Here is a 12463-nt window from a genome sequence, read left to right as displayed (position 1 = left end):
GGTGTTTTGCTACTCCGGAGGACCGCTCGAAGAGGGTGCGGTCCTCCGGATGGCGCGCAGCATGGCGGTGAGGACGGGTCCATCGGCGGAGGGCTGCTGCTCGCTGATCGTCTCGTAACCCCACGACTCGTAGAGTGCCTTCACTTTCCCGTTCCCGGCCTGCGGGTTCACGAGGAGGGAGATCTGCTCCTCCGGCCGGTGCGCGAGCAGTTCGTCATGAATCCGCAGGGCGGTGCCGGTGCCTCGCCAGGGCTTGAGGAGCATGATCTCCTTCAACGCCAGGGTGGGCCTGTCAGTGCATCCAATGGGCAGGGTGGTGGTCATACGCCGCCACCAGCGGTCATCCGGCAGGAGCGTATTCCCGTAGGCGTACCCCACCGGTTCTTGGCCGTGGTACGCAATGACGGCCTCCCATCCGGGCTCGGACGCATGCCGGGCCAGCCTCTCGCCGTATCGCTCCACCGAATAGTGCGGTTGGTGCAGCTGATCAGCGCGTACTTCGGCGTAGACCTCGATGAGTTCGTGCCACACGGGTTGCACTTCGAATGCATGGCGTAGTGCGATGGCGTTGGTGGTCACTTGTTGGTCCTTCGGAAATCGTGGGTGTATTGGTCCCAAGCGCGATTTTGCCAACTGGATGGTGCGGCGGTGTGCAGCTTGATACCGAAGTCGCCAAGCAATCTGGCAACACGCGGATGACGTGTGAAAACGTCGGTGGGAATGGACATCGCAGTTGCGATGGCCGGTTCCAGATCTGCTTGTCCAAGTTGCGCGTGCGCAAGTCGCGCGGTGGTGATGGCTCGGGTGCGGTGCATGTGCGGCCTGAGAAGAGCGAGACTTCGGTGTGCATGGGCCTCGGCCTGCTCGAAGTCACCCAAGCTCAGGTAGGCGGCAAGAGCCAAGCTCTCCAGCTCTGCTTGGTCATAGAACGCGTTTAGCCATACCGGCCGATACTCCTTCGGATCGGCACGATCGAGTGCCTCTTGTGCATGGGTAAGAACCCGTCGGACAGCGACGGCGTTGCCGGTAAGCCCATGGATAGCGGCGTGACGGGCGTGTCCGAGGGAGGCGAAGAATGGATCTCGGCGGGCGATAGGCAGACTGCGTGCTACGTCGTTGGCCGCCAGGGCATCAGCAGGGCGCCCGAGGTGCCGGTACAGACTGCCTGCGTGGGACCAGATGCGGAACTGGATGGTGCTGTCACCAGACATGGCGGCGAGGCTGGCTGCCCGGTCGAAGTAGCTCTGTGCCTCGTCGAAGCGGCGCCCGTCGATGGCGGCCCACATGGCGCTGGAGGTGAAGGAAGCCGCGCAGGCATACAGGGCACCCCGTACCCGCTGGCTTGCGGTGCCGCGCCTTTGAAGAGCCAGGGCTTCGTCGGCACAGCCGGAGGCTTGGTTCTCGATAGTGAGCTGTCCGCCATACCGATGGTCGCTCACGATGAGCGACGTGAACTTGCTCAACAGACGCTCCACGTCGCCAGCCCCCACCCGTCGTTGCGCGGTGTAACCATGGGCGGGGACGGCAGAGGCGGAGGCCAGAGTGATTCCGGCCGATGCGCCCATGAAGTGGCGGCGAAGCACTCGGTCCTCCGATGGTCCCGAAAACGGCGAAACTTGTTTTCCCCGAGGCGCGAATCCCAGCTCGGTGATCCGACAGTTGAAGACTGTCTCCAACGCTTCCCTCTGCCGCGAATGGGGCCAGCGAGTTTTTCCGGTCAGCCAGTTGCGCACGGTGCGGTCACTCACGGTCCCGTCATGGCCGAGAGCACGCAGATAGGCGTTCACCGCTTCGGCTAACTCGTTCTGCGTGAAACCCGCTTCATCCATGCGGCTCATGAGCTTCTGGTTGGCCTCCACCGTTTCACCGTAGCCAGTCATGCCACTGGGGCAGAAGCGGACGACTGCGAAATTTCCGGTTGGCTCCGACGCGTGCTGCCCCGGCTTTTCCTCCCCCCTGCGCCTGCCCGGTCGTTCACTGAAGCACAGCCACCACTACGGAGGGTGGCCGTTTGATGACGGAAGGCACAGCCCCAATATGTGCGAGCAAGCCCCTGGAACAGCGGGCCGTACGGCCGAACTTGAGGCCACGGTCCACAGCGGTGGCTTCTGGCGCTTGGTGCCCGAATCCGTCCCCCGGATGTACGACCCGGTGACGAAGGCGCTCCTGGAGCGCGTACTCCACGGACTGAGGCGAGAGGCGGAATGACACACAGCAAGGCGCGGAAGCTCTTGGCCCAGCTGACGGAGGAGTTCGGGACGGACGGCCTCCTCGCCATACCGAAGTGTGATCCCGGAGGGGAAAACACCGACCTCGTCCCCGGGTCGGCACTGCGCTGGCCCCCGTGTGAATGCGGGCATTCCCTGTGCCCCGATTACGGGCCCCCCGACTGAGAGCGCAATCGGCACCGGGAGAACCGGCGCCCACATCCCATGGCGACCGCATCGGGTCAGGGTCGCATCACCGTCTCCGGACGGTACGCATACGCCCGTTCCGGCCGGACTCCCGGCGAAGGAATTGCCGACCGGAACGGGTCGGGCCACAGGGGCCCAGCACTGCACCAATCGGCTCGCCCGGACGGACCGGGCGTCGATAAGGCACAGGAAGTCACCATGCGACACCTGATGGAGCCGGTCAAGGCCGGCGGAGAGGACACCGGCGAGGACGACGGCAAGGGCGGCAGCCCCTCCGGCGGCTGCGGCGACGGCGATGGCTGCGGCCGGAAGTAACAGCACACCGTTGAACCGGGCGGCCTCGCACATCGGGGCGGGGCCGCCTGCCGAACCTCAAGGAGAGAAGTGGCGCCGCACCACCACGCGTACGTATGGCTCGGTCACGGAGACGTACTGGTGAAGCCGGGCGACGCACATCGTCGCGCGGGACACCCGGAATTCCCGTCCGCCCAGGTGATGCCCCTGGAAAGCGCGGACTGGCTCCTCAAATCCGCGGCCCGGATCGAGGCGACGTTCACCGAGCCGGATGAGGCGGCGGACTGGTACGCAGAGCAATTGGCACATCACGCCGAGACTTTCACGGGCAGCTACGCTCCGACGGCCGACCGCGAGGAGTTCGTACGACGCCTGGCGGCCGGCGAGGATCTCGTGGGGGGCTGGTGGCTGACGGGTGGCCGTTTCCTCTCCGTCAATCTGGTTGCGTGCGGTCCGCACCGGGTGCGCCCGGAGTACGCGTGTCCGGCGCGATAGCGGATGAGGGTGCTCGGCCTCGGCGGGCGCCCGCCTACCCCTTCGGGTCGTGCTTCCAGTCCTGGACGAGGAGACCGAGCAGTACCTCGTCCAGGAACTCGCCCATCACCCAGGCCGAGGAGCGCAGCACGCCCTCGCGGACGAAGCCGTTGCGCTCGGCGGAGCGCAGCATCGCGGCGTTGTCCGACAGCGTCTCGATCTGTAGCCGGTGCAGGCCGCGCACGATGAAGCCGTAGTGGCACATGACCGCCACCACGTCGGTGCCGTAGCCCTGGCCTCGGGAGGACGGCAGCAGCCCCAGCCCGATGTGCGCGGACCGGTTGTGGTTGTCGATGTCCCACAGCACCGCGATGCCGACCAGCGTGCCGCCGTCCAGCTCCACCACGGAGAACGGGATGTGCCGCTGCTCCTCGTCGTCCACCGCGAACTTCGAGTTCTTCGAGCCGGGCGTGATCGGCCGCCACGGCCGGCCATCGGCCCGCGCGTGGCCGGCGACATCGGCGTGGAGCTCGGCCTCCAGGATCGGAATGTCGTCCTCGTGACGGGCCCTGAGCCCGACCTTGCTGCCCCTTAGCATGCAGGCTTCCTATCCAACCGGGCCGACCGGAGGCAACCGAATATGGGGGCGTTCCAGCTGATGTGACGGCCCTGGGGAGCCGTACGTCCTCCGTGTCATGGGCGACACTGCACGGGTGATTGTCGAACGCGCGTATGCCCATCTCTCCTCGTACGACGAGAACGCCTGGCCGTGGTCGGTGCCCTGCGTCCGGCAGCTGCTCGACGAAGGGCTGCGCTTCACCACGCCCGTGACCTTTCTGGTCGGTGAGAACGGTTCGGGGAAGTCCACGTTGGTCGAGGCGCTGGCGGAGGGGTTCGGTCTGGACTCCTACGGCGGCTCCCACGACTGGCGCTACGCGTCCCCGCGTGGCAAGTCGGCGCTCGGCGAGCGGATGAAGTTCGACGCGGGCGCGCGCGGGCGCCGCATGGCAACCAGCTGGTCGGCCCGCAAGGGCTTCTTCCTGCGGGCCGAGACCGCGATGGACGCCCTGGGCAGGGAGGGGTTCTCGCCGGACTCGGTCAGCCATGGTGAGGGCTTTCTCGCCGCGTTCCGGGGGAAATTCCTCCACACCGGGCTCTATGTGATGGACGAGCCGGAGGCGGCGCTCTCGTTCTCTTCGTGCCTCGAACTGATCGGCCACATCGACCGGCTGGCGAAGGAGGGCGGCCAGGTCATCTGCGCCACGCACTCCCCGCTGCTGACCGCCCTGCCGGGCGCGGACATCATCGAGGTCGGCGCGCACGGCATGCGGAGGGTGGCCTGGCGGGAACTCGGTGTCGTGGATCACTGGCGCCGCTATCTCGCCGACCCGAACGCCTATCTACGGCACATCGTCGAGCCGTAGCCGTAGGCGCGTTGCCGCGGGCGGCGGCCATACCTGATAGCGCCTGACTCAGGCGGCGAACTCGGCGCGCTTGACGGCACATACGAACGACGACCACTGACCAGCGGAGAACGCCAACGCCGGGCCGTGAGGGTTCTTGCTGTCACGGACGGGGACGATGCCGATCAGGCCGTCGGCGACCTCGACGCATTCGGCGCCGTCTCCGTTGCTGTAGCTGCTTTTGCGCCACGCGCTGAAGGCGGACGCGTCAGGAATCTTCTGCATTCTCATACTCTCCCAGGTATGTGCGCATCAGGGCGAGAGATTCCTTCTCGGGCAGCGCCTTCGATCGAGCCGTGTCGAACATTTGCGTAAGCCTGAGGATCTTCTTGGGCGACTCTACCGACTCCCCGGATACGAAGCTCTCTACGTACGCGATCGTAGCCCCGTTCTGGAACGTCTGGAGGCTCAGACTCCCACCCAGCAAGGGATGCTCACCCTGGGTGAACGGGAGCACCTGAACCGCGACATGAGGCATCCGCGCCACCTCCAGCACGGAGGAAATTTGCTCGGTCATGCACTTTGAACCTCCCATTGGGCGCTTGAGTACCGCCTCATCCATAATCGCCCAGAAAAGTGGCGGATTATCCTTGGCAAGGACACGCTTGCGCCGCATACGCCTCTCGACGAGCTCACTCAACTGCTCCTCCGAGTCCTGGGAACGCGTTTCCCGAATGAGCGCGTGAGCGTAGTCCTCTGTTTGCAGCAGACCAGGAATGAGGCTGCTGTTGAACACCTGGATGCGCGTTGCCTGTTCCTCGCTGCTGACGATCGCACGACCGTAGTCGGGAATCGACGTGTCCTGTGCGAGCTCAAGCAGATCCATGAAGAGGCCGCTCGTACCGAAGTGCCTGTCCAGCACGATGGCCAGGGCTTCCGAGGGGAGTTGATCCCCCAGCTCGACCCTGCCGAGATAGGAGTGCGGATAACCCACCTGCTCGGCGAGGGCACGCAGTGACAGCCCCGAGTCGCCGCGCATCCGTCGCAGTCTCCGGCCCAGCAGCGTGCGCGGGGTGGCCTTGCCGTCTTCGTCGCTGTTCAGCTCCAAAGCTCGAACTTCCTTTCAGCTGGCGGGCCGTGAGGCCGCTCGGCAGCCGGGGCAGTTGCCTGGTTCGGGTGCGCGGAAAGCATGGTCGCAGCGGTCGCAGTTCTGGAGGGGGACGACGCGTGGTGGGGCCGGTACGGCGGGGAGTGGCGGGGGCAGCAGGGTGGTGAGGCGGTGGGCGAGGAGGGCCGCTGGGGAGTGGATGGGGTCTTGCGGCAGCAGGCTGGTCAGGGTGCGCTGTACGGCGGCGGGTTCGATCCCACGCTCCAGCCAGGTTGATACGGCGCCCGCGAGGCGGCGGACATCCCGTTCGGAGAGGACCAGGCGCGGGTCGTGGCGTCGGAGTCCGGCGAGGATTTCGGCGGCGGTGCGATGGCGGGTGAGGTCGGGACAGCCGGGCTCGGGAAGGGGCGGAGCGGGTGACGGAGTCCGGGCCGGGGAACGGGTGTCGGTCGGGGCAGAGGTGGCGGCGGGAGCCGGGGCAGTGGCAGGAGCCGGGGCAGTGGTCGGCGCGGGCTTCGGCTTCGGCTTCGGCTTCGGTGCAGGCGACTGCTGGGTCAGAGCCGACGGCATGTCGTACGCGACCGTCCTCGTCACCCAGCGTCCTTGCGGGGTGCGTTCCCTCGTACGGCTGAGATAGCCGTACGCCTCCAGCTGCCGCAGCCCCTTGGCGATCGTCACCTCGCCCTCCTCGAACCGCACGGCGAGGCTCTTGATACCGACATTCACCCCGTCGGGCAGAGACTGGATGTACACGCCGAGACCCAACGCGACCAGCGACATTCCCTCGTGCTGGGCGAGGTGGTTGCCGATCACGGTGAACTTCTCGGTGTGCCGGTGCCGTTGGTGGGCGACCCCGGACGGGGGAACGGTCGCCGGAATGCCGGACTGGGCGTGCGAGGGCACGTTAAGCTGCTGAAGAGCCATCGGGAAGGTGTCTTCTTCCTGGGTGGTCAGGCCCTCGATCGGGATGCCAGTCCCGGCCGGGGGCCGAATTGGTTTGGGGTTGCGTCGCTGAGCGTAACCACACCAACACGCCACCCATGACCAGATGTTGCCTTCTTCACCCGTGCGAGTGACGAGGACTGCCGGGGGAAAAAGGGGTGGTTGGGCAGGGTTCTTACCCGGGTCCTTGAGAGCTTTTTTACGTCCCATGCCGCCGGGTCCTCGTCCACCGGGTCCTCGCCCACCGGGTCGTGGAAACCTCGATCCGGTGGGCCCGCGAAGATCCCGCCGTGCGCTACGGACGTCCCTCCCGCTGTCCGGTCCACTCCGCGAGGGCTCCGCGCAGGCCCGACGGGTCCGGGGCGTCGGCCGCCCAGGCGATGTAGCCGTCGGGCCGGATGAGCAGCGTGCGCCTGGTGCTGCGCGCGAACTCGGCGTACAGCACCGGGCCGTCGCCCGGCACCACCGACCGTACGCCCGCGTCCCCACGCGGTCCCACCACCACGAACCGGCCCGCCCGCAGCGCCTCGTACAGCCGTCCCGACGACAGCGCCAGATCGGGGGCGCGCCTGCCGACCAGGGGGTGGGCGCCGCGCGGGGAGCGGTACGCGATGCCGACGCCGCTGACCATGCGCATCGCGCGGTCCGTCAACGGGTGTGCCCGGACGAGCAGTTGGGACCCGATCGCCCCGAGGGCGCGCATCGGGACGGACCGGGTCAGCGCGAGCCGGATGATGCCCCCGCTGGCGCGCAGCACCATGGCACCGACCGGGTGGCGCTCCGTGTCGTACGTATCGAGCAGCGCGTCGCCCGCCCGTCCGTCGAGCACGGCCGACAGCTTCCAGCTGAGGTTCGCGGCATCCTGAAGGCCGGTGTTCATGCCCATGCCGCCGGCCGGGGAATGGACATGCGCGGCGTCGCCCGCGAGGAAGACGCGCCCCACGCGATAGTGCGGCACCTGCCGTTCGTCGCTGTGGAAGCGGGAGATCCAGCGGGCGTCGTGCATGCCGTAGTCGGAGCCGAGCGCCTGCCGGGCGGCTTCCCGCACCTCGTCGAGATCGGCGGGTGCGCTGTCGGGGAGCTGCCGGGCGCGGTTCCAGCCCATGACGCGGTACCAGCCGTCGCCGAACGAGCCGATCAGCGCCAGGAAGTCGCCCTCGGCGTTGGCGGTCAGCGGGGCGGGCGGCGTCTCGGTCAGCCGGACGTCGGCCAGCACCATCGAACGGATGACGGCGGAGCCGGGGAAGGGCAGTCCGAGGGAGCGGCGGACGGTACTGGAAGCACCGTCCGTGCCGACGACATACGAGGCGCGGAGCGTGCGCGATCCAGGTCCGGGTCCGGGTCCAGGTCCAGGTCCAGGACCAGGTCCTGATCCGAGTCCTGATCCGAGTCCGGGTCCTGATCCGGGTCCAGATCCGGCCCCCGGCTCGGTCCCGGCCGCCGCCCCCGCGCCCGACCCGGGCCCCGGCCCGGGCCCCGCGCCTCCCGCTCGCACCTCCACCCCGGCCCCCTCACCGCCCTGCCGTACGCCCGTCACCTCCGTGTCGTACAAGAACGTGACACCGGCCTCGCGTGCACGCCGTTCGAGCAGTCGCTCCACCTCGTACTGCCCGACGACCAGGACGTACGGGAAGCGGCTGCGCAGCCGGGACAGATCGATGGCCGTCCGCGTGAGCAGCCGCAGTTCCCGTACCGGAAATCCGCGCGCCACCAGCTCGTCGGCGAGTCCGCGCGCGTCCAGCTGCTCCAGCGTGCGGGCGTGGACGGCGAGAGCGCGCGTGAGATTTCCGACTGCTTCCGCGCGGCGTTCGACCAGGGTCACGGCGTGTCCGGCGACCGCCAGATCCCCCGCGAGCAGCAGCCCGGTCGGACCGGCCCCCACCACGATCACATCGGTCATGGCCGCTGCCTCCTCGTCTTCCTCGCCGACACGGACCGGCACGGACCGGCACGGACCGCCACGGACCGGCATGGTCCAGCACGGACCGGCATGGTCCAGCACGGTCAACCGTCATACCAATACTTATTGGTCAACAGAAGTCCGGCGCTCCGTGACACGTGCGTCAACCGCGGTCCCGATCCTGTCGAGGGCTTGTGCAGACCGCTACTCACTGCTGACGCGCAGCCGCCGACAAGGCAGACTGTCGAGGGCGATACCGGCAGTGGCAGGGGCAGGGGGAGCTATGGAACGTGACGGCGGGCCGCGCGTACCGGAGCAGCGGGCTCCGGCCGTGCAGGGTGGCTCGGGCGAGCTGCGCTTCAGCGTGCTCGGACCGGTGCGCGCCTGGCGCGGCGGCGAGCCCGTACCGCCCGGGTCGCCTCAGCAACGTGCCCTGCTGGCCGCCCTGTTACTGCGTGACGGACGCACCGCCACGGCCGGTGAACTGATCGACGCGCTCTGGGGCGACGAGCCGCCCTCGCAGGCGCTGGCCGCCGTACGGACCTATGCCTCGCGTCTGCGCAAGGGGCTCTCCCCCGGCGTGCTGGTCACCGAGGCCGGTGGGTACGCCCTGCGGACCCGGCCCGACCAGCTCGATCTGAACCTGGCTCAGGAACTGGCCACGGACGCGGAGAAGGCCCGCGCCGCCGGGGACCGCAACCAGGCCCGCGCGCTGCTCAACAAGTCGCTGGGGCTGTGGGACGGCGAGGCGCTGGCCTCCGTGCCCGGCCCCTACGCCGAGACCCAGCGGGCCCGGCTGGAGGAGTGGCGCCTCCAGCTCACCGAGACCCGGCTCGATCTGGACCTGGAGGTCGGCTGCCACGCCGAGGCGGTCTCCGAGCTGACCGTGCTGACCGCCGCGCATCCGCTGCGCGAGCGGCTGCGCGAACTGCTCATGCTGGCGCTCTACCGCAGCGGCCGGCAGGCGGAGGCGCTCGCCGTCTACGCGGACACCCGCCGGCTGCTCGCCGAGGAGCTGGGGGTCGACCCGCGCCCCGAACTCGCCCAGCTCCAGCAGCGCATCCTCCAGGCGGACACCGAACTGGCCAGTCCCGTGGAGGAACACGCGCCGCCGCCCACCTTCATGCGCCCCGCGCAACTCCCGGCGACGGTGCCCGATTTCACCGGCCGCGTCTCCTTCGTACAGGAGCTGGGCAAGCGGCTGTCCACGGTCGAGGGGTCCGTGATGGCCGTCTCCGCGCTCGCGGGCATCGGCGGTGTCGGCAAGACGACCCTGGCGGTGCATGTCGCGCACACGGCGCGGACGTACTTCCCCGACGGCCAGCTGTACGTGGACCTCCAGGGCGCGGGCACGCGGGCCGCGGAGCCGGAGAACGTACTGGGCTCGTTCCTGCGGGCGCTCGGCACCCCCGACGCCGTGATCCCCGACTCGCTCGACGAACGCTCCGCGCTCTACCGCTCGACGCTCGACGGCCGGCGCATCCTGGTGCTGCTGGACAACGCGCGGGACGCCGCGCAGGTGCGTCCGCTGCTGCCGGGTACGGAGGGCTGCGCGGCGCTGGTCACCAGCCGGGTCAGGATGGTCGATCTGGCGGGCGCGCATCTGGTCGACCTCGATGTGATGTCACCGGAGGAGGCGCTTCAGCTCTTCACCCGGATCGTCGGCGAGGAGCGGGTCACCACCGAGCGCAAGGCGGCGCTGGATGTCGTCGCGGCGTGCGGTTTCCTTCCCCTGGCCATCCGGATCGCGGCGTCCCGCCTGGCGGCCCGCCGCACCTGGACGGTCTCGGTCCTGGCGGCGAAGCTCGCCGACGAGCGGCGCAGACTGGACGAGCTCCAAGCGGGCGACCTCGCGGTCAAGGCGACCTTCGAACTGGGCTACGGCGCCCTGGACCGGGCCCAGGCCCGCGCCTTCCGCCTGCTCGGCCTGGCCGACGGCCCCGACCTCTCGCTGGCCGCGGCGGCGGCCGTACTGGACCTGCCGCTGCACGACGCCGAGGACCTGCTGGAGTCGCTGGTCGACACCTCGCTGCTGGAATCCGCGGCGCCGGGCCGCTACCGCTACCACGACCTGGTACGTCTCTACGCGCGTGCCTGCGCGGAACGCGACGAACAGCCGCCCTCCGAGCGCGAGGCGGCCCTGTCGCGGCTGCTGGACTTCTACCTGGCGACGGCCGCGAGCGTGTACGCCCTGGAGCGCCCCGGGGACCGCCTGGTGGACCACCTGGAGCCGACGTCGTACCAGGGCCTGTCCTTCACCGACCGGCATGACGCGCAGGACTGGCTGTACGCGGAGGCCAACTGCCTGCTGGCGTTCGTTCGGCAGTGCTCGGGCGCGCCGACGCTGCGCCGCGCGGTCGATCTCCTCTGGGCCTGCGTCGACCTGGCCGAGTCCGGCGCCAACTCCAAGCAGTACGAGGAGGTCGCCGCCATCCTGCGGGAGGCCGCCCACGCGGCGGGTGACCAGCGGGCCGAGGCGCGCGCGCTGGTGATTCTGGCCAATGTCCACCAGATGGTGGGCCGCTTCAAGGAGGGGGACGAGGAGGCCGGTGAGGCGCACCGGCTCGCGGAGGCGGCGCAGGACCCGCTGCCCAGCTGCTGGGCGCCGAACATCCGGGGGATCATCGCGCTCTTCCAGGGCCGGCACGCCGAGGGCGAGACGAACCTGACGCGCTCCCTGGAGCGGTTCCGGGCGGTGCAGGACCGCGCGGGCGAGGCGAGCGCCCTGTGCAACCTCTCCCGTATCCGGCTGGCGACGGGACGCACGTCCAGCGCCATCGCCCTGGCCCAGCAGGGCATAGACATATACGACGGCCTCGGGCACTCCCTGCGCGGCGCGAACGGCCGCTACGCGCTGGGGCTCGCGCTCACCCAGGCCGGGCAGCTCAGTGAGGCCTCCCAGCGGCTCCACGAGGCGCTGGTCGTCTTCCGGGACAGCCGCCAGCGGCTGTGGGAGGGCATGACGCTCTGCCGGCTGGCCGAGGCCGATCTGGAGGGGCACAAGCCGGCGCAGGCCGCGTCCAACGCCGAGATGGCGCTGACGGTCCTGCGCGGCATCGGCGGGGAGTGGCGGCGCGGGAACGTGCTCACGGTCCTGGGCCGGGCGCTGCACGGTATCGGACAGACGGGCAGGGCCCAGGTGTGCTGGCGCGAGGCGCTGTCCCTCTACGAGGCCCTCGGTTCGGCCGAGGCGGCGGAGGTACGCGCGCTGCTGTCACCGGCCGCCGCGGCGTGACCCCCGGCGTGCCTCCGGCCTGGTCCCCGGCGTAATCTCCGGCCCCAGTGGGGCGTTCATCGTTCGTTTATCGCCACGCGCCACTCTGGTGCACGTCGAGCCGTCGTATCGGGGGGCAGACGGAACGACACGGACCGGCGCACTGCGGTGAACGGTCCCTGAGATGCACGTCCGACGGTTTCCGGGGGAGCTGTCGGACGGGCATCTCCCAGCCCATCACGCACATGTTGAACAACAGGGGAGAGATCGATCATGGGTGACAAGAAGACGGACGAGACGGTACTCAAGCCGAAGGACGTCCACGCGACGTCCACCGGTGGCGAGAACACCGTCAAGGACGTCCACGCCACAGGCGGCGAGGCCACCACGCAGGGCGACGTCCACGCCACTGGTGAACCTGTCTGACCAGACCTCTTCGACGGGGGTGACGACCGCGGCGGCGCGGAGGGGGGGCCGTCGCGGTCGTGGCATGTCCGGATATCACCACTAGCGAGCGTGGCCGATGCGCATACGCTTCAAGAGTCCCTGCCACAAAGGATTTGAGATGACACTCGTCAAGCGCATTCTGGTCACGGCTGCTCTGGCGGCCGCGGCACCCCCTGGAACGCCGAGGCGACCGTCTTCGTCCACAACTACACACGCTTCGACGCGGCGAGGCTGATGGCGGAGATGGACGGCGCGGGCGTCACCAGC

12 protein-coding genes are annotated in these 12463 nt (G+C 69.1%); 5 read left to right on the top strand and 7 right to left on the bottom strand.

Translation table 11 applies throughout. The features are described 5' to 3' along the window. Positions 1-9: 9 nt before the first annotated feature. Positions 10-579 carry a GNAT family N-acetyltransferase gene (locus CU044_RS12240; RefSeq protein WP_129768568.1) on the bottom strand — a complete coding sequence of 190 codons (570 nt, stop codon included), beginning with the start codon at positions 577-579 and terminating at the stop codon, positions 10-12. Beyond that, entirely contained in the window at positions 576-1859 is a 1284-nt protein-coding gene (locus CU044_RS12235; RefSeq protein ID WP_129768567.1) for a helix-turn-helix transcriptional regulator, read from the bottom strand. The genes CU044_RS12240 and CU044_RS12235 overlap by 4 nt, the downstream gene beginning before the upstream one ends. 178 nt (positions 1860-2037) lie before the next feature. Here CU044_RS12235 and CU044_RS38515 point away from each other — a divergent pair, with 178 nt between their 5' ends. After that, entirely contained in the window at positions 2038-2208 is a 171-nt protein-coding gene (locus CU044_RS38515; protein ID WP_165371866.1) for a hypothetical protein, read from the top strand. A 641-nt stretch (positions 2209-2849) separates the two neighbouring features. Then, positions 2850-3203: a hypothetical protein gene (locus tag CU044_RS12230; RefSeq protein ID WP_240045521.1), complete on the top strand. Its 354-nt coding sequence runs from the start codon at positions 2850-2852 to the stop codon at positions 3201-3203. Between the two features lie 34 nt (positions 3204-3237). On the opposite strand, the gene CU044_RS12225 is transcribed toward CU044_RS12230, so the two are convergent. Then, positions 3238-3780 (bottom strand): GNAT family protein, encoded by a 543-nt coding sequence (locus CU044_RS12225; protein WP_129768565.1) that lies wholly within the window; start codon positions 3778-3780, stop codon positions 3238-3240. A 115-nt stretch (positions 3781-3895) separates the two neighbouring features. Here CU044_RS12225 and CU044_RS12220 point away from each other — a divergent pair, with 115 nt between their 5' ends. After that, positions 3896-4606, top strand: a complete 711-nt coding sequence (locus tag CU044_RS12220) for an AAA family ATPase (protein WP_129768564.1) — start codon at positions 3896-3898, stop codon at positions 4604-4606. A gap of 48 nt (positions 4607-4654) precedes the next feature. On the opposite strand, the gene CU044_RS12215 is transcribed toward CU044_RS12220, so the two are convergent. The 4 genes from CU044_RS12215 to CU044_RS12200 form a co-directional block, all read right to left on the bottom strand. Continuing rightward, positions 4655-4870, bottom strand: coding sequence for a DUF397 domain-containing protein (locus CU044_RS12215; protein WP_129768563.1), 216 nt, complete (start codon positions 4868-4870; stop codon positions 4655-4657). Beyond that, a complete protein-coding gene (locus tag CU044_RS12210; RefSeq protein WP_129768562.1) occupies positions 4854-5693 on the bottom strand; it encodes a helix-turn-helix transcriptional regulator in 840 nt (279 codons plus the stop codon). Before CU044_RS12210 ends, CU044_RS12215 begins: the two co-directional genes overlap by 17 nt. A gap of 15 nt (positions 5694-5708) precedes the next feature. Next, positions 5709-6617 (bottom strand): helix-turn-helix domain-containing protein, encoded by a 909-nt coding sequence (locus tag CU044_RS12205; protein ID WP_129768561.1) that lies wholly within the window; start codon positions 6615-6617, stop codon positions 5709-5711. 313 nt (positions 6618-6930) lie between these two features. Further along, positions 6931-8535 carry an FAD-dependent oxidoreductase gene (locus tag CU044_RS12200; RefSeq protein WP_129768560.1) on the bottom strand — a complete coding sequence of 535 codons (1605 nt, stop codon included), beginning with the start codon at positions 8533-8535 and terminating at the stop codon, positions 6931-6933. 283 nt (positions 8536-8818) lie between these two features. Between CU044_RS12200 and CU044_RS12195 the strand changes: the two genes are divergently transcribed. Both CU044_RS12195 and CU044_RS38510 read left to right on the top strand, forming a co-directional pair. Next, complete coding sequence (locus CU044_RS12195; protein ID WP_129768559.1) at positions 8819-11770, top strand: BTAD domain-containing putative transcriptional regulator; 2952 nt, start codon at positions 8819-8821, stop codon at positions 11768-11770. A gap of 252 nt (positions 11771-12022) precedes the next feature. Beyond that, positions 12023-12175, top strand: coding sequence for a hypothetical protein (locus CU044_RS38510; RefSeq protein WP_165371865.1), 153 nt, complete (start codon positions 12023-12025; stop codon positions 12173-12175). Positions 12176-12463 lie beyond the last annotated feature (288 nt).

The sequence above is a fragment of the Streptomyces sp. L-9-10 genome, from assembly GCF_004151105.1.
GTDB lineage: Bacteria > Actinomycetota > Actinomycetes > Streptomycetales > Streptomycetaceae > Streptomyces.
Note: the sequence above shows the minus strand (reverse complement) of the source record. Positions and strands in the feature narration are given on the sequence as shown.